Below are 15,358 nucleotides of genomic sequence, written 5' to 3' on the forward strand. Positions count from 1 at the left end.
GGGACCTCCGGGCGGACCTCCGGGCGGACCTCGGGGCGGACCTCGGCGCTCGAGATCGTCCTCGTGGGCCGCAGCCCGGCTCGCAGCCCCGGCCTGCTGGAGCAGGCGCGCAGCCAGGGCGTCGTCCGGGTGGTGCCGCCGGTGCAGGTGGCTGCTGACGATCCGCGTCTCGCGGAGGCGAGCAGGGTCGTCGGGGTCGTGCTCGGCCGCGCGTGCCTGCCGGGGGAGCTCGGCTGCCTCCTGGCCCATCAGGAGGTCTACGCCGGTGTGGTCGACGCGCCGGTGGTGGTGCTCGAGGACGACGCGGTGGTGCGCTGCTGGGCGGCCGTGCACGCCGCCCGCGAGGCCTGCCGACGCGATCCGCGCGCGGTGGTCGTCCTCCACGCCGCCCGCGAGGTCGCCCGGGGGCGACAGGTGCCGGCGGACGCGCACCCGGAGGTCCGGCTGCGACGGCTGCGCGGTGCGCCTCTGCAGACGGTGGCGTACGTGTGCGGTGCGACGGCCGCGCGACGGCTGCGGTCGAGGCCCGGCGACGTCCCGACCCTCGCCGACTGGCCGACGCCCGGGAGGCGGCGGGGCGTGCGCTTCGTCGAGGCGCGCTGCACCTGCCACGGGACGCCCGTGGTCGAGGTCGACGGCGCCTCGACCATCGGCGATCGGGGTCCGGTCGGCGCCGAGGCCTCGCTGGTGCGCAGCACGGGGCGGGTGCTGCGCACGCTGCTCGGCCGGCATCCGTGGCGGGTGAGGGCCGCGGTGGTGCAGATGCACGGCATGCGCGCGGCTCGCGGGCTGCGGCGTCGCCTCGCCGCCTCAGCCTGAGACGTCGGCGATCAGCCGTGCGGCGACGTCGGCCACCGTCGGCGTCGGCGTGATGTGCGGGTCGGCGAGGGCCGCCGCGAGGCTCGTGCGGGTGCCCGGCACCTCCGGGGCGTCCCACAGCGGCGCCCAGACCGGGAGGCCGTGCTCGCGCAGGGTGGTCAGGACCCCGCTCTTGCCGGCCAGACGTGCGCTCGTGCGGCTGAGCCCGACGCGGGCGCCGCGCAGCTCGGCGGAGATCGCGCCGGCCTCGAGCCGCCCGAGGTCGACGACGTCGAGTCCGCGCGCCGCGAGCAGCGCGCACAGCTCCGCGCGGGCGGCGGCCTCGCCGCCGATCACCCGGGTCTGCAGGGCGCGGCCGGAGGCGGTGGCGAGCTCGTCGGCGATGCGGGGCCAGGCGTCGCGCGGCGGCAGGGTGCCGAACACGACCAGGGCATCGGCCCGCTCCCGCGCGGCCGCGGTGACCGGCACGTTGCCGAACAGCGGCAGGAGGCGGGCGTCCACGCCGTGTCGTGCGAGCAGCGCCCGGTACGGCTCGATGGAGGTGTGGACGGCGTCCCACCGGCGCGAGCGCAGCAGCCGCAGCACGATCCGCCGCTGCGCCAAGCCGATGGCGCGGTGCCACGGGTGGCGGGAGTCGAAGACCCACAGCTCGTGGAGCATGATCTGCCAGCGCGGGGCGTCGATCTGCAGCAGGAGCCGCTCGAGGTCGCGCGAGACCCCGCGCGGGCCGAAGGTCCAGGGGACGTGGTGCACCGACACGAGCTCGGGGCCGAAGGCGGCCAGCCGCGCGAGCACGGCGGCGCGGTCCTCGGGACGGTCGAGCGCGTGGGTCACCTCGAGCACCTCGACGCCGTCGTCCACCTCCTGGTGCTCGCGCATCCCGACGACGGCGAGGAGCAGCACGTCGTGGCCCTGCCTCACCAGCTCGTGGGCGAGCACCCGCGCATGGTCGCCGACGCCGTCGGAGCCGGGGGCGGCCCGGCCGACGACGAGGGCGATGCGCATGGGTGAAGGGTAGGGCCGGGCGAGCGGGGGACGGGGGTGCCGATGCCGGGCCCGGTCTGGACCGCGCCGGTGAGCAGGGCCACGCCCGGGGCCTCCGGGGATGCCTCGGGCGAGTGCGGCCCCCGATAGGCTGCTGCGGCCCGCCACCGTCCAGATCCCGGAGGATCAGATGAAGATCGCCGTCGTCGGCATCGGTTACGTCGGCCTGTCGAACGCCGTCCTGCTCTCGCAGCGGCACGAGGTCGTGGCGGTCGACCTGGACGCGGAGAAGGTGAAGGCGGTCAACGAGCGTCGCTCGCCGATCGTCGACGCCGAGATCACCGCGTACCTCTCCGGGCACGAGCTGGACCTGCGGGCCACCACCGACGCCGCGGACGCCATCGCCGGCGCCTCGTTCGTGATCGTGGCGACCCCCACCGACTACGACCCCGAGACCAACTACTTCAACACCGGCTCGGTGGAGTCGGTGATCCGCCAGGTGGCGGCCGTCGACGCCTCGGCCGTGGTTGTCGTGAAGTCGACGATCCCGGTGGGCTTCACCGAGCGGGTGCGCGAGGAGATTCCGGGCGTCACGATCCTCTTCAGCCCCGAGTTCCTGCGCGAGGGCCGGGCGCTGCACGACAACCTGCACCCCTCGCGCATCGTCGTCGGCTCGCGCGACGAGGTCGGCCAGCGGTTCGCGGACCTCCTCAAGGAGGGCGCGCTCGAGGACGACGTGCCGGTGCTGCTCACCGACTCCACCGAGGCCGAGGCCATCAAGCTCTTCGCCAACACCTACCTGGCGCTGCGGGTGGCCTACTTCAACGAGCTCGACACCTATGCGGCGGTGCGCGGCCTGGACTCCGCGCAGATCATCGAGGGCGTCGGCCTCGACCCGCGCGTCGGCACGCACTACAACAACCCGAGCTTCGGCTACGGCGGCTACTGCCTGCCCAAGGACACCAAGCAGCTGATGGCGAACTACCGCGAGGTGCCGCAGAACCTCATCAGCGCGATCGTCGACTCCAACACCACGCGCAAGGACTTCATCGCCACCGACATCATCGCCCGCAACCCCCAGACGGTCGGCGTCTACCGGCTGATCATGAAGGAGGGCTCGGACAACTTCCGCGAGTCCTCGGTGCAGGGCGTCATGAAGCGCATCAAGGCCAAGGGCATCGAGGTCGTGGTCTACGAGCCGGCGCTCGACGAGGCGGAGTTCTTCCACTCCGAGGTCATCGCCGACCTCGAGGAGTTCAAGCGCCGCTCCGACGTCATCATCGCCAACCGCCGCACCGACGTGCTCGACGACGTCGCCGAGAAGGTCTACACCCGCGACATCTACGGCACCGACTGAAACCTCCGATACCCGGACGGGGACCCGACGGGCAAGGCACACTGGGGGACGTCCTCCCTCCCCTGTCCTGACCCGTCGACCGCGAGGAGGTCCGCAGCGTGCGGATCCAGATCGTGGGGATCAACTACGCCCCCGAGCCGACCGGCATCGCGCCGTACACAGCCCGCCTGGCCGCCGGTCTCTCCGAGCGCGGCCACGACGTCCGGGTGACCACCACGTTCGCCCACTACCCGCAGTGGCGCGTCGAGCCGGGCTCGGGCTGGTCGCGGCGCGAGGTGCTCGACGGCGTCGCGATGAAGCGGGTGCGTCACTACGTGCCGGCGGATCCGACGGGGGTGCCGCGCGCGCTCTCGGAGGTCTCCTTCGGCGCTCGGGCGGTCGCGAGCCGCTGGGGTCGTCCCGACGTCGTGCTGTGCGTGAGCCCGGCCCTGCTGGCCTCGGCGATGGTCGTCGAGCGGGCGCGGGCGGCCGGCGTCCCGGTGGGGGTGCTGGTGCAGGACATCTACTCCGTGGGGCTGCAGGAGACCTCGCGGGGGCGCGCGGCCCGCGCCATCGGTCGCGTCGAGCGCCGCACGCTGCGTCGGGCCACGGGCGTCGGCGTCATCCACCAGCGCTTCCGCACCCGGCTGGCCGAGAGCCTGGACGTGCCGTGGGAGCGCATCGAGGTGCTGCGCAACTGGACGCACCTGCGCGCGCCGGAGGTCGTCGACCGCGACGCCGTGCGCACCCATCTGGGCTGGGGATCCGACGAGGTCATCGCCCTGCACAGCGGCGCGATGGGCGAGAAGCAGGATCTCGGCACCGTGGTCGAGGCCGCGCGGCTGGCCGACCGGGCCGGGCTGCCGGTGCGCTTCGTGCTGGTGGGCGACGGCGGCCAGCGGGCGCGCCTGGAGGCGCAGGCCGCCGGCGTCCGGCGCCTGGACTTCCTCGACCCGCTGCCCGACCCGCTCTTCGGCAGCGCCCTCGCGGCGGCCGACGTGCTGCTCGTCCACGAGCGCCCGGGCGTGGTGGAGATGGCGGTGCCCTCGAAGCTGACGTCCTACTTCAGCGTCGGACGTCCGGTGCTGGCGGCCACCGAGTCGCACAGCACGACCGCCGAGGAGGTGCGGGCGGCGGACGCCGGCCTGGTGGTCGCGCCTGGCCGTCCCCAGGACCTGCTCGACGGCGTGCGCAAGATCGTCGTCGACGAGCGTCGCGACCGGTGGGCCGACAACGGCCCGCGCTACTGCCGCGAGGTGCTCTCGGAGTCCGTGGCGCTGGACGCCTACGAGCGCTGGCTGGCCTCGCTGGCTCGCTGAGGGCCGGCTGAGGGCCGGCGCCGGCACCTGTTCTTCTCAGCGCTGCTCGACGCCGAGCGGCGCGGTGAGCGTCGTGCCCGGCGGCACGTCGCGGGTCACCAGCGCGGTGGCGCCGATGGTGCTGCCGGCGCCGACGGTGACGCCGCGCAGCACGGTGGCGCGGGCGGCCACCCACACGCCGTCCTCGAGGACGATGGGCGCGTTGTCGAACTCGAAGGTGGGGCTGCGGCGGTCGTGGCTGCCGGTGCACAGCAGCACGTCCTGGGAGACGCACACGTGGCTGCCGATCGTCACCGGCTCGAGGTCGAGGATCCAGGCGCCCTCGCCGATCCAGGAGTGGTCGCCGATGGTGAGCTTCCACGGCCAGTGGATGCGCACCCGGTGGCGCACGAGCACGCCGGTGCCGATGCGAGCGCCGAAGGCCCGCAGCACCGCCACCCGCACCCGCGCCGGCACCCACCAGGGGCGGATCAGGCCCGACGCGATCAGCCAGGCCACCTGCACCACGCGCGGCCGGCCGATCTCGTAGCCGGCTCCGGTGAACCCGGCGAGGTCGCGCTCCATGGGCCGAAGCGTAGGCGGGCGTCGGGGGTGGGGAGGCGCGATCACGTGCGGGCCGGGAAGATGCTACGTAGTATGATGAGGACGGAGGTGGTCCTATGGCTCTGGTCAGTGCTCAGGAGTTCAATCGGTCGCCGTCGCTCGTCAAGGCGATGGCGAAGGACGGCCCGGTCTTCGTCACCGATCGGGGCCGCCCGAGCGTCGTGCTCCTCGACATCGCCGAGTACGAGCGCCTGACAGGCGACGTCACGCTCCATGACGCTCTGCGGATGCGCGTCGACATCGCCTTCGAGCCGGTCGTGGACGAATCGGCAGGACGCGTGGCCGAGCTCTGATGTTCCTGCTCGACACCAATGTCGTCAGCGAGCTTCGCCGACCCTCGCCTGCGCCCTCCGTCGTGCGATGGGCGGCGTCCGCGCGTCGCCGGTCCTGCTTCATCAGCGTCATCACCGTGCGCGAGATCGAGGCAGGAGTGCTGAAGGTCGAACGTCGGGATCCCGAGCAGGGTCTGCTGCTGCGCACCTGGCTGGAGTCGCAGGTGCTGGTGGAGTTCGCCGACAGTGTGTTGCCGGTAGATCTCGCCGTGGCGCGCCGAGCGGCGGGTCTGCATGTTCCGGACCCGCGTCCTGAGCGGGACGCGCTGATCGCGGCCACGGCTCTGGTCGGGGGACTGGCCGTGGTCACGCGCAACGTTCGAGACTTCCGTGGGACCGGGGTCGACCTGGTTGATCCGTGGGCCTGAGTCCACATCGTGGATGGTCGTCCCGCGATATGGACACCGATTGGGAGCCGGCCAGCCGCCCCGCCTACTCTCGACCCATGTCCTCGACCTGGTTGACCAAGCGGCGCGCAGTGGATCACTGCCGCGTGCGCTCGTCCCTGTGTCGTCTCCGCTGACGGGACGCCGAGCGCTCTAACCCGACTGTTCGTCTTACGACAGTTCGAGTCGCCCGTCCCGGTCGCCGCAGCCGCGGCCCTGGCCCTTCCCCGACGACTCCTCTGAGGTGTGGACATGTCCCTCCCTTCGACCGATCCGGCGTCCGCCGCCCGCTCCGGCACGGCCGGCGCCCCCGGCGTCCCTGCCGGCATCGACCCGCGCGGCCCGCAGTTCACCGCGTCGATCACCGTGGTCGTCCTGGTCGCGATCCTGGCGCTGCCGAGCACGGCCGCCACGGTGCTCGTCGCGATCCAGACCGCGCTCTTCGCGCTCGGCGCCGTCCGCGGCGTCCAGCACACTCCGCACGCCTGGGCGTTCAAGCGGTTCGTCCGTCCGCGCCTGACGGCGCCCACCGAGCTCGAGGACCCCGCCCCGCCGCGGTTCGCCCAGGCCGTCGGCCTGGCGTTCCTGGTGGTCGCGCTCGTCGGCTACGTCTCGGGCGCCACCCTGCTCGGCCAGGTGGCGGTCGGCTTCGCGCTGGTCGCCGCCGTGCTCAACGCGGTCTTCCGGTTCTGCCTGGGCTGCGAGATGTACCTGCTCATCAAGCGTGTCACCGCCTGACCCGCACCGCCAGACCGCACCACCTGCACAGCCCCAACTCATCACCGTCGTGATCCGACGCAACGAAAGCGAGAACAGCATGAGCCGCGAGACCGCACTCGTCTCCGCCCAGTGGGTGGAGGAGCACCTCGACGACGCGAACGTCGTCCTGGTTGAGGTCGACGAGGACACCACCGCGTACGACAAGGGCCACATCAAGGGCGCCATCAAGCTCGACTGGACCACCGACCTGCAGGACCAGGTGCGTCGCGACTTCGTCAACAAGGCGCAGTTCGAGGAGCTCCTCTCGGCCAAGGGCGTCTCCAACGACGACACCGTCGTGCTCTACGGCGGCAACAACAACTGGTTCGCGGCCTACGCCTACTGGTACTTCAAGCTCTACGGCCACACCGACGTCAAGCTGCTCGACGGCGGCCGCAAGAAGTGGGAGCTGGACTCCCGCGAGCTCGTCGCCGACGAGGTCTCGCGTCCGGCCACCTCCTACACCGCGCAGGAGCAGGACGCCTCGATCCGCGCCTACCGCGACGAGGTCGTCGCCGCGATCGGCACCCAGAACCTGGTCGACGTCCGCAGCCCCGACGAGTACGCCGGCCGCCTCCTCGCCCCGGCCCACCTCCCGCAGGAGCAGGCCCAGCGCGCCGGCCACATCCCCACCGCCGCGAGCGTGCCGTGGAGCAAGGCCGCGAACGACGACGGCACCTTCAAGTCCGACGACGAGCTGCGCGAGATCTACACCGAGGCCGGCGTCGACTGGAGCAAGGACACCATCGCCTACTGCCGCATCGGCGAGCGCTCCTCGCACACCTGGTTCGTGCTCAAGGAGCTCCTCGGCCAGGAGAACGTGAAGAACTACGACGGCTCGTGGACCGAGTACGGCTCCCTCGTGGGCGTCCCGGTCGTCCTGGGCGACGAGCGGGGCGAGGCCTGATGTGCGGCGCCACCGCGGGCGGTCTCTCGCTCGACGGCGTCAACGTCGCCAAGGAGGCCGTGGTGCAGGGCCAGGTGCTGCGTGGCGGTGAGCCCGTCCCGAACGCCTACGTCCGCCTCCTCGACCGCTCCGGCGAGTTCACCGCCGAGGTGCCCACGTCCGCGTCGGGCCACTTCCGGTTCTTCGCCGGCGAGGGCGAGTGGACGCTGCGCACCCTCGCGCCGAAGGCCGACCCGGTCGACCGCGCCGTCGTCGCCGCGATCGGCTCGGTGGCCGAGGTGACCGTCGAGATCTGATCCACCGCTCATCCGCTGCGGCCCGATCCCCGAACCGGGGGGTCGGGCCGCGGTGCGTTCACCTCGCCGACATCCCGACGGTTCGGGGTGGACGCATAGTCGGATGGGTGCGGGCCTGCAACGGTCTAGACCGATGCGCGCTAGACCGGTTCATCTGCCGTTTCCCGTGGCGTCGTCCGGCGTCGGCGTGAGAGCGTTCTTCAAGCACGCGGCAGCGCTGCCGTTCGCCTCCCCAGACGTCGGGCCACCGTCGTTTCGCCTCCCCAATCCGCTCCCTGCTTCAAGGACCCCCCATGAAGAAGACCTTCGCCACCGTCACCGCTGCCGCGCTGATCTCGCTCCCGCTGGCCTCCGCGCAGGCGGCCGACACCTACCCGTCGGCTCCGGCCGGCTCCTCGAAGTACACCGGCCCCACGCAGGCCGACGTCAACGAGCCGGTCACCTTCGGCATCACGCCGCAGGGTGCGTCCAACGTCGCCGAGCGCGGCCCGGCCCCGCTGAGCAAGCAGCGCGGCGTCATGAAGGTCGTCGTCAAGATCGGCCCCGAGGGCAAGCTCAAGCAGCGCTTCGCCTTCACCCGCATCGGCCGCATCAGCGCCAAGAGCACCTTCACCACCGGCAAGCTCAAGCACAAGGGCACCTACCGCGTCGTCGTGCTGTTCCGCCCCTACAACACCGACATCGTGGGCAAGTCCCGCACGGTCTACAAGATCCGCGTGCGCTGACGCACGATCTCCTCGTTCCACCTCCTCGGGAACCCGCGTCTCGCTAGCCTGCTGCCATCGTGAGACTCCGGATTCCCGCGGCCCTGCGCCGCCGCAGCGTCTACCTGCCCCTGGGCATCGTCGCCGCGGTGGCGCTGCTGGTTCTGGGGGCCGTCGCCTGGCGCGTGCTGCAGGTGCGCGGCGATCTCAACGACGCGCGCAGCGACGTCAAGCAGATGCGCAAGCACCTGGCCCAGGGCGACACCGCGGGAGCCGAGCGGTTCCAGGATCAGCTCGTCGAGCACGCGCAGGCGGCCGCCTCGGGCGTCGACGGCCCGATCTGGTCGACGCTCGCGCACCTGCCCCGCTTGGGTGACGACGCCCGCGCGGTGCGCACGATCGCCCACGTGGCCGACGACCTCGTCGAGCAGGCGCTGCCCTCGCTCACCCAGATCTCCGACGATCGCAGCCGGCTGGTGCCGAAGGACGGACGCATCTCGCCGGCGGCCGTGGCCGATCTGAAGCAGCCGGTGACGCAGGCGGCCGAGGCGCTCGCGCGTGCCCGTCAGCGGCTCGCGGAGACCCCGTCGAACCACCTGGTCGGCCCGGTGGCGAAGGGCTGGCGCAAGGCCACCACGCAGATCGACGACCTCGCCAGCGCGGCGCGGGCCGCGCGGATCGCCGTCGACGTCCTGCCCGGCATGCTCGGCGGCGACGGCGAGCGCCGCTACCTGCTCGTGCTCCAGAACTCCGCGGAGGTCCGCTCCACCGGCGGCCTGGGGGGCGCCGTCGTCGAGCTGGTGGCCAAGGACGGCCGCATCGAGCTGGCCCGGCAGGTGCCGGGCAACACGCTGGTCTACCCCGACGAGGTGCTGCCCTCCACGCAGGCCGAGCGCGACAACTTCGGCGAGCTGCCCACGAAGGACTTCCGCGAGACCAACCAGATCCCGGACTTCCCGAGGGTCGCGCAGGTGTGGCGCGCGCTGTGGCAGAAGCAGTACCCCGGCCAGGTCGACGGCGTCATCGCCACCGACCCCGTGCTGATGGCCTCCCTGCTGAAGGTGACCGGCCCGGTGACGGTGGAGGGAGTGCAGGTCACCTCGAAGAACGCCGTACGCCTCCTGCTCTCCGACACCTACCGCCGCTTCCCCGACCCGGCCGACCAGGACCGCTTCTTCCAGGGCGTCGCGGCCACCGTCTTCACCCGCCTCTCGGCCGGCACCGACGACGTCTCCGGCCTGCTCTCCGTGCTGGGCCAGGGCGTCGACCAGCGCCGCATCCTGGTGCGCAGCTTCGACGGCGCCGAGCAGCGCGAGCTCGGGGGCACCACCATCGCCGGCGCCCTGCCCCGCACCGCCACCGACCGTCCCGAGGTAGGCCTCTACCTCAACGACGGCTCCGGCTCGAAGATCGCCTTCTACCTGCGCTCGCGCCAGCGGGTCACCGCCACCGCCTGCGTGCGCGGCCGCCAGCAGCTGCGGGTCATCGAGGAGCTGCGCTCCACCCTCACCCCGGCCCAGGCCACGAGCCTGCCCGACTACCCGGCCGGCCCGTTCGAGCAGTACGGCTACACCCGCGGCACCCAGCTGCTGAAGGTGGTGGCCTACAGCCCGATCGGCGGCCGCATCGACCGCCTGACCATCAACGGCCAGGACGTCGGCACCCTCACCACCTACCGCGACGGCACGCGCACCGTCGCCACCAGCACCCTCACCTTCAAGCCCGGCGACGACGTGCGCCTGGTCTGGGAGATGACCTCCGGCCGCGGCCAGACCGCCGCCCCCCACCTCGAGGTCACCCCCGGCGTCGTCACCCCGAACGACTCCGCCGGCCCCAGCGCCTGCCGCGCCGGCTGACCCGACGGCCCGCCGGTCGTCGGTGGTCAAGCCAGGTCTTCGGTGGTCGAGCGAGGTCGCCGGCGGTCGAGCGACGTCCCCGGTGGTCGAGTCTGTCGAGACCCCCGCACCGACCCATCCGCCGAACGAACAGCCGAGCCCGAACAGACCGACGGCCCGACCACCAGGTGGTCGAGCCGTCGATCGTGAATGTCAACCAGCGGTCAGCGTCGACGCCCCCGCCGCGAGCCCGAGCGCGAGCCCGCGGAGGCCCGCGCACGCTGCGGCGCTCCCGGAGCGGGGGCCGCGCCGACGTCGGTGGTGTAGTAGCCGGTGTAGTAGCCGGTGCCGCTCTCGCGGCGCGGCACCCGGTTCACCACGAGGCCGAGCACGCGGCCCTGCACGGCGCTGAGCGAGCCGAGGGCGTCGGTGAGCTCGGCGTCGACGGTGCGGTTGTGCGAGACCACGACGATCGCGCCGTCGCAGACCCGCGAGAGGATCGCGGCGTCGGTGACGGGCAGCAGCGGCGGCGCGTCGATGACGACGAGGCCGTCGCGGGAGAGCTCCTCGATGAGGTGCTGCATGGCCTTGGAGCCGAGGAGCTCGGAGGGGTTCGGCGGGATGGAGCCAGCGGCGAGCACGTGCAGCCCCTCGAAGTCGGGGCTGTCCTGGATGACGTCGTCGAGGGTCACGCGGCCGATGAGCACGTCGGTGAGGCCGGCGCCCTCCACGAGGCCGAAGCCGTCGGCCACCGAGGGGCGGCGGAGGTCGCCGTCGACGAGGGTGACGTGCTGGCCGGAGATCGCGATGGCGGCGGCGAGGTTGGCGGCGGTGGTGGACTTGCCGTCGTTCGGCTGCGGGCTGGTGACGACGATGACCCGGGGCGGGTTGTCGACGTCCATGTAGGAGATCGAGGTGCGCAGCTTGCGGAACGCCTCGCCGGCCTCCCAGCCCGAGGAGCCGGACGACTTGGAGACCGCGAGCTGGGCGGCGCCGGTCTCCGACTGGGTCTCGAGCTGCTTGATGGCCGGCACGCGACCCATGACTGAGACGCCGAACTCCTTGTCGAAGTCCGTGGAGCTCTTGATGCGGCGGTCGAGGCGCGAGCGCACGACGGCGTAGGCGACGCCGAGCAGCAGGCCGACGGCGATGCCGAGGGCGAGGTTGCGCTTCGGGTTGGGGGAGACGGGGGTGCTAGGCAGGGCGGCGGAGTCGACCGGCCGCACGTTGACGGTGGGTCGCGAGACGTCGTTCGGGTTCTCGATGTCGGCGACCTCGGCGGCCACGGCGCGCACCCAGGCGTCGGCGAGGCGCTGGGCCGCGCGGGGGCTGTCGGCCTTGGCGGTGATCTGCAGGAGCACGGTGTCGAGCGGCTGCTCGACGCTGATGTCGCTGATGAGCGACGACGGGCTGGTGGTCAGCCCGAGGTCGTCGATGACGCGCTGGGCCACCGAGCGGCTCTGCGCCACCTCGACGTAGGACTTCACGCGCGACTTGGCCAGGGTGTCGTTGACGGCCCCGATGGTCGGGTCGTCGCTCTGGCCACTGCCGTCGGTGGGCACGGAGACGCCCACCAGGCCGTTCGCGTTGGCGGCGTACACCTTGGGCTGCGTGAGGGTGTAGAGCCCCATCGCGGCACCGCCGAGGGCGACGAGCACGAGCACGCCGACCCAGTAGGTGCGCAGCACGCGGAGGTAGTCGCTGAGTTCCATCGGCGCGGGCGCCTTTCTCGGGGGGAGTGCGAGGATCGGGCCCGTGAGCTCTCAGACGGCCCTGCCCGTGTGCGTGGATCTTAGGGCGATCGGCGCGCGCGTACGGGTGGAACTGAGCGGTTGTGGCCGTGGTCTCGCACAGGCCGAGATCGAGCGCGCCTGGAGCCGCTGCCTGGTGCCGGCCGACGAGCCGGGGGAGCCCGACGCCGTGCTGCACGCCCTGCTCGATGACGACCCGGCGGTGGTGGCCGAGGCCTACGCCCGTGGCGACGCGGCCTACGCGGAGCTGGTGCCGCTGGTGCATGAGATCTCGCCACGGGTCACCGATCTCGCGCTGCGACTGCGCGCCATCGACGACGTCCTGCTGCTTCATGCCGGCGGTGTCAGCGACGCCTCGGGCCGCACGGCGGTGCTGGTGGGCCCGTCAGGGGCCGGCAAGACCACGGCGGTGCGCCGCCTCGCTCGGCGCTTCGGCTACGTCTCGGACGAGACCATCGCGATCGCCCCCGACCTCTCGATCACGCCCTACCCCAAGCCCTTCTCGGTGTTGGACCGTGACGATCACTGGAAGTCGCAGCACGCGCCGGAGGCGCTGGGTGCCCAGCCCACGCCGAGCGCGCCCCGGGCCACGATGATCCTCGTGCTCGACCGCGTGGCCGGGCACGACGGCGTCGACGTCGAGGAGCTCGATCCCCTCGAGGCTATCGCCCTCCTCGCCCCGCAGTGCGCCTTCCTTGCCGCCCGCTCCCACCCCCTCCACCGCCTCGCAGCCCTCCTCGACGCGATCGGCCCGGTCCGCCGCGTCCGCTACGCCGAAGCCGACGACCTCGCCCCCCTCCTCCTCGAGTGGGGCCTCGACGACGACGTCATGCAGGCGGAGGAGGCCTTCGGTGGTCGAACTACGGACAGTGGTCGAGCTTGTCGAGACCCTCGCACCGACGCAGAAGCCGAGCCGAAGCAATCTGCGGAGCCGACGACCACCGACGACCAGGCCCCGGCGATCGAGCAGAGTCCGACGAGAGTCGAGACCCGCGAGCTCCCCCCGCCTCCGCCGCCACCCCCACCCTCCGACGTCCCCCAGTGGCGTCTGGCCGACGCCCACGACGTCTACGAATCCCCGGATGGCCGCGTCGCCCTCCTCCTAGGCGACCGCTACCTCGTCACCAGCGGCCCCGCAGGAGCATTGCTCGTCGCAGCACGTCGCCGCGGTGCGGTGACCCTCGACGGCGCAGCAGAGGCACTGACCGACCAGGACGGCATCGAGCCAGAGCACCTGCGCGACGTCGCCCACGCACTCCTGGCAGAGCTCGTGGAGCACGGCGTCCTGACGCCCGGCTGAGCCGCTTCCAGGCGTGGCCGGGCAGACCGCTTAACAACCAGTTCACGGGATGGCCTAGACCGGTGGTCCGGATCTAAGCAGTTCATTAGGCACCCGTCTCGGGCTGCCCTAGCCTTCGGGGTAGGCAAGGTTGCCTACCCCCTCCCCTGAACACGGCGCTAACTCCAGCGCTCTCCCGCAAGGAGCTCCCATGACCACGCTCGACCACTCGACGCCTGCCGAGGACGCGGCCGGCGCTGGCATGTCCCGCCGCGCCCTGGTTCGCACTGGCGCCATCGGCGCCGTCGCCGTGCCGGCGATCACCATCGCCTCGGCCGCCCCGGCTCTCGCCGCGGCCACCTCCGCCACCGACAGCGGCTCCACCGCTCTCGCCGCCAGCCTGCGCGTGGGTCGCGCGGGCAAGATTCTGAACCCGGCGGTGACCATCACCAACACCGGCACCTACACCACCACCGGCCTCGCGGTGACCCTGACGATCGACTGCCTCAGCGCGCTCCCGGTGGCCTCGCTCCTCCCCGTCGTCAACGGCGTGCTGGGTGGCAGCACCAAGGACGCGGCCTCCTCCACGCCGTCCGGCTGGGCCGCCTACAAGACCGGCAGCATGATCCCGCTGGTCGGCAACCTGACCAAGACCGTCCTCGGCTCGGTGACGTTCCGCTACGTCTCGAACACCCAGCTGAAGCCCGGCGAGTCCGTCGTCCTGAAGCCGGTCATCACCCTGCCGACCTCCAAGCCGCTCTACGCTGTGGCTGGCTCGGCCACCCCCGGTACGGGCCTCCCGTCGCCGCTGCTGGCGATCAACCTCTGAGAGGTACCGCATCTCTGAAGCAGAATCCCCTACTCCCGCTGACTCTCCCTTGAGTCAGCGGGAGTCGGTGTTTCTGCTGCCTGCCGTCGTTCTCCCGTACCTCCAGAGCCTCGGCATCCGTGCCTTGGCGATCAAGGGCCCGTTTCTGGCTAGCCAAGGGCTGCGTGATCGTGACTGGCTTTCGCTGGATGTGGACCTGTGGGTCGATCCGCCACGTTTGGAGGACGCGCAAACGGCCTTGGCGGACCGCGGCTGGGTCGGATTCGGTCTCTCCACCGCTCCGCACCTCTATCCACGCCACTCCGTGACGCTGCGACACCCGTATTGGCCGACCGAGATCGACCTGCACCGCCTCTTTCCGGGCTTCTTGAGGGACTCGGACGAGGTGTTCGACCAGGTCTGGTCGCGTCGTATGGAGATTGACTGGTGCCATCAGGTCGTGCCGATCCCGTCGCCGGCTGACCACGTGCTCATCGCAGCGCTGCATGTTCTGCGGGACCGCATGACGCCAGCTGGCCGCGCCAGGCTGGAAGATCTTGCGGAGAGATTCCAGGGGATGCACTCGGCCCAGTCCCTGCTCACGGCTGCGACGTCGACCGGCTGCGCCGGCTCAGCCGGCGCTTTCCTCACCATGCTCGGCCTTGTGGCTCCCGCAGAGCACGGGCTCCATCCGGAGCTCGCCGAAGCCTGGCGCGATCGCACGACGGCGGTAACGACCACCTTGCGGCCCTGGCTCCGCGAGATCGGGCAGGCGCCGTGGCCCTCACGTCCGAAGCTGCTGTGGCGTGCCTTCTGGTCCGATCGAGCCGAACTCGAACGACAACGTCTCCGCCAGCTCGGCACCTTCGGGTTGCTGTCGGCCCGAGTCGGCCGATGGGCTCGCGCCTTCCGAGCTCTTCCCCGGCTGTTCGGTGCGGGTGGCCGCCCGTGAGTGAGTGGAAGGTTGCACCCGGGGTAGCGATGACCACTGATGGCGCTCGCTGCGTCGTCGTGTTCGTGCGGGCCGATCATGAGCCACGGGTGGTCTCGGGCCTCAGCGGTCAAGTGCTCGCGGCCGTCGATCATCGTCCTGGCTCCACCGCCGAAGTCGGCCGTGGATTTGCCACGCTGTTCAAGAACGAGCCCACGGAGGAAGAGCTGGAGCCTCTTCTGCGAGCTCTCGTCCAGGCAGGTTTGGTCATTCGCATCGAGCGTTGACCGCTGGCTGCGCTGTGTGGGG

At 71.8% G+C, this 15,358-nt stretch carries 17 protein-coding genes; 14 read left to right on the forward strand and 3 right to left on the reverse strand.

The features are described from left to right. Nucleotides 1–63: 63 nt before the first annotated feature. Nucleotides 64–819, forward strand: a complete 756-nt coding sequence (locus ACZDWJ_RS05045; RefSeq protein ID WP_463519834.1) for a hypothetical protein — start codon at nt 64–66, stop codon at nt 817–819. Here the strand turns inward: ACZDWJ_RS05045 and ACZDWJ_RS05050 are convergent. Then, the gene (locus tag ACZDWJ_RS05050; RefSeq protein WP_463519835.1) at nt 811–1,824 is read right to left on the reverse strand and encodes a glycosyltransferase family protein; all 1,014 of its coding nucleotides are present in this window, start codon (nt 1,822–1,824) and stop codon (nt 811–813) included. The genes ACZDWJ_RS05045 and ACZDWJ_RS05050 overlap by 9 nt on opposite strands. A 169-nt stretch (nt 1,825–1,993) precedes the next feature. Here ACZDWJ_RS05050 and ACZDWJ_RS05055 point away from each other — a divergent pair, with 169 nt between their 5' ends. Together ACZDWJ_RS05055 and ACZDWJ_RS05060 are read left to right on the forward strand one after the other, a co-directional pair. Then, on the forward strand, nt 1,994–3,160 hold the full coding sequence (locus ACZDWJ_RS05055) for a nucleotide sugar dehydrogenase (protein ID WP_463519836.1): 1,167 nt from the start codon (nt 1,994–1,996) through the stop codon (nt 3,158–3,160). 98 nt (nt 3,161–3,258) lie between these two features. Then, on the forward strand, nt 3,259–4,458 hold the full coding sequence (locus tag ACZDWJ_RS05060) for a glycosyltransferase (RefSeq protein WP_463519837.1): 1,200 nt from the start codon (nt 3,259–3,261) through the stop codon (nt 4,456–4,458). Between the two features lie 36 nt (nt 4,459–4,494). Here ACZDWJ_RS05060 and ACZDWJ_RS05065 read toward each other — a convergent pair whose 3' ends face one another. Then, the gene (locus ACZDWJ_RS05065; RefSeq protein ID WP_463519838.1) at nt 4,495–5,022 is read right to left on the reverse strand and encodes an LbetaH domain-containing protein; all 528 of its coding nucleotides are present in this window, start codon (nt 5,020–5,022) and stop codon (nt 4,495–4,497) included. 95 nt (nt 5,023–5,117) lie between these two features. On the opposite strand from ACZDWJ_RS05065, the gene ACZDWJ_RS05070 reads away from it, so the two are divergent. The 7 genes from ACZDWJ_RS05070 to ACZDWJ_RS05100 all read left to right on the forward strand — a co-directional run bounded on the left by ACZDWJ_RS05070 (nt 5,118) and on the right by ACZDWJ_RS05100 (nt 10,301). After that, nucleotides 5,118–5,354 (forward strand): type II toxin-antitoxin system prevent-host-death family antitoxin, encoded by a 237-nt coding sequence (locus ACZDWJ_RS05070; protein WP_463519839.1) that lies wholly within the window; start codon nt 5,118–5,120, stop codon nt 5,352–5,354. Beyond that, nucleotides 5,354–5,761, forward strand: a complete 408-nt coding sequence (locus tag ACZDWJ_RS05075) for a PIN domain-containing protein (protein WP_463519840.1) — start codon at nt 5,354–5,356, stop codon at nt 5,759–5,761. The genes ACZDWJ_RS05070 and ACZDWJ_RS05075 overlap by 1 nt, the downstream gene beginning before the upstream one ends. A gap of 270 nt (nt 5,762–6,031) precedes the next feature. Further along, complete coding sequence (locus ACZDWJ_RS05080; protein ID WP_463519841.1) at nt 6,032–6,517, forward strand: DUF4395 domain-containing protein; 486 nt, start codon at nt 6,032–6,034, stop codon at nt 6,515–6,517. Between the two features lie 79 nt (nt 6,518–6,596). After that, a complete protein-coding gene (locus ACZDWJ_RS05085) occupies nt 6,597–7,445 on the forward strand; it encodes a sulfurtransferase (RefSeq protein WP_463519842.1) in 849 nt (282 codons plus the stop codon). Then, entirely contained in the window at nt 7,445–7,741 is a 297-nt protein-coding gene (locus ACZDWJ_RS05090; protein ID WP_463519843.1) for a DUF1416 domain-containing protein, read from the forward strand. The genes ACZDWJ_RS05085 and ACZDWJ_RS05090 overlap by 1 nt, the downstream gene beginning before the upstream one ends. Before the next feature lie 293 nt (nt 7,742–8,034). Further along, nucleotides 8,035–8,466, forward strand: a complete 432-nt coding sequence (locus ACZDWJ_RS05095; RefSeq protein ID WP_463519844.1) for a hypothetical protein — start codon at nt 8,035–8,037, stop codon at nt 8,464–8,466. A 59-nt stretch (nt 8,467–8,525) separates the two neighbouring features. Then, entirely contained in the window at nt 8,526–10,301 is a 1,776-nt protein-coding gene (locus ACZDWJ_RS05100; protein ID WP_463519845.1) for a DUF4012 domain-containing protein, read from the forward strand. 203 nt (nt 10,302–10,504) lie between these two features. Here ACZDWJ_RS05100 and ACZDWJ_RS05105 read toward each other — a convergent pair whose 3' ends face one another. After that, nucleotides 10,505–11,992 (reverse strand): tyrosine-protein kinase domain-containing protein, encoded by a 1,488-nt coding sequence (locus ACZDWJ_RS05105; RefSeq protein WP_463519846.1) that lies wholly within the window; start codon nt 11,990–11,992, stop codon nt 10,505–10,507. 43 nt (nt 11,993–12,035) lie between these two features. On the opposite strand from ACZDWJ_RS05105, the gene ACZDWJ_RS05110 reads away from it, so the two are divergent. The 4 genes from ACZDWJ_RS05110 to ACZDWJ_RS05125 all read left to right on the forward strand — a co-directional run bounded on the left by ACZDWJ_RS05110 (nt 12,036) and on the right by ACZDWJ_RS05125 (nt 15,336). Further along, nucleotides 12,036–13,331, forward strand: coding sequence for a hypothetical protein (locus ACZDWJ_RS05110; RefSeq protein WP_463519847.1), 1,296 nt, complete (start codon nt 12,036–12,038; stop codon nt 13,329–13,331). A gap of 190 nt (nt 13,332–13,521) precedes the next feature. Next, nucleotides 13,522–14,139, forward strand: a complete 618-nt coding sequence (locus ACZDWJ_RS05115; protein WP_463519848.1) for a hypothetical protein — start codon at nt 13,522–13,524, stop codon at nt 14,137–14,139. A gap of 67 nt (nt 14,140–14,206) precedes the next feature. Further along, nucleotides 14,207–15,070: a nucleotidyltransferase family protein gene (locus ACZDWJ_RS05120; RefSeq protein ID WP_463519849.1), complete on the forward strand. Its 864-nt coding sequence runs from the start codon at nt 14,207–14,209 to the stop codon at nt 15,068–15,070. Continuing rightward, on the forward strand, nt 15,067–15,336 hold the full coding sequence (locus ACZDWJ_RS05125) for a hypothetical protein (RefSeq protein ID WP_463519850.1): 270 nt from the start codon (nt 15,067–15,069) through the stop codon (nt 15,334–15,336). Before ACZDWJ_RS05120 ends, ACZDWJ_RS05125 begins: the two co-directional genes overlap by 4 nt. Nucleotides 15,337–15,358 lie beyond the last annotated feature (22 nt).

The sequence above is a fragment of the Nocardioides sp. B129/18 genome, assembly GCF_055282735.1.

What these genes read in the sequence shown, in the direction of transcription:
- ACZDWJ_RS05075 (WP_463519840.1), top strand. Translation starts at nt 5,354, where the DNA reads ATGTTCCTGCTCGACACCAATGTCGTCAGCGAGCTTCGCCGACCCTCG.
- ACZDWJ_RS05065 (WP_463519838.1), bottom strand. Translation starts at nt 5,022, where the DNA reads ATGGAGCGCGACCTCGCCGGGTTCACCGGAGCCGGCTACGAGATCGGC.
- ACZDWJ_RS05090 (WP_463519843.1), top strand. Translation starts at nt 7,445, where the DNA reads ATGTGCGGCGCCACCGCGGGCGGTCTCTCGCTCGACGGCGTCAACGTC.
- ACZDWJ_RS05105 (WP_463519846.1), bottom strand. Translation starts at nt 11,992, where the DNA reads ATGGAACTCAGCGACTACCTCCGCGTGCTGCGCACCTACTGGGTCGGC.
- ACZDWJ_RS05080 (WP_463519841.1), top strand. Translation starts at nt 6,032, where the DNA reads ATGTCCCTCCCTTCGACCGATCCGGCGTCCGCCGCCCGCTCCGGCACG.
- ACZDWJ_RS05095 (WP_463519844.1), top strand. Translation starts at nt 8,035, where the DNA reads ATGAAGAAGACCTTCGCCACCGTCACCGCTGCCGCGCTGATCTCGCTC.
- ACZDWJ_RS05050 (WP_463519835.1), bottom strand. Translation starts at nt 1,824, where the DNA reads ATGCGCATCGCCCTCGTCGTCGGCCGGGCCGCCCCCGGCTCCGACGGC.
- ACZDWJ_RS05055 (WP_463519836.1), top strand. Translation starts at nt 1,994, where the DNA reads ATGAAGATCGCCGTCGTCGGCATCGGTTACGTCGGCCTGTCGAACGCC.
- ACZDWJ_RS05070 (WP_463519839.1), top strand. Translation starts at nt 5,118, where the DNA reads ATGGCTCTGGTCAGTGCTCAGGAGTTCAATCGGTCGCCGTCGCTCGTC.
- ACZDWJ_RS05085 (WP_463519842.1), top strand. Translation starts at nt 6,597, where the DNA reads ATGAGCCGCGAGACCGCACTCGTCTCCGCCCAGTGGGTGGAGGAGCAC.
- ACZDWJ_RS05115 (WP_463519848.1), top strand. Translation starts at nt 13,522, where the DNA reads ATGACCACGCTCGACCACTCGACGCCTGCCGAGGACGCGGCCGGCGCT.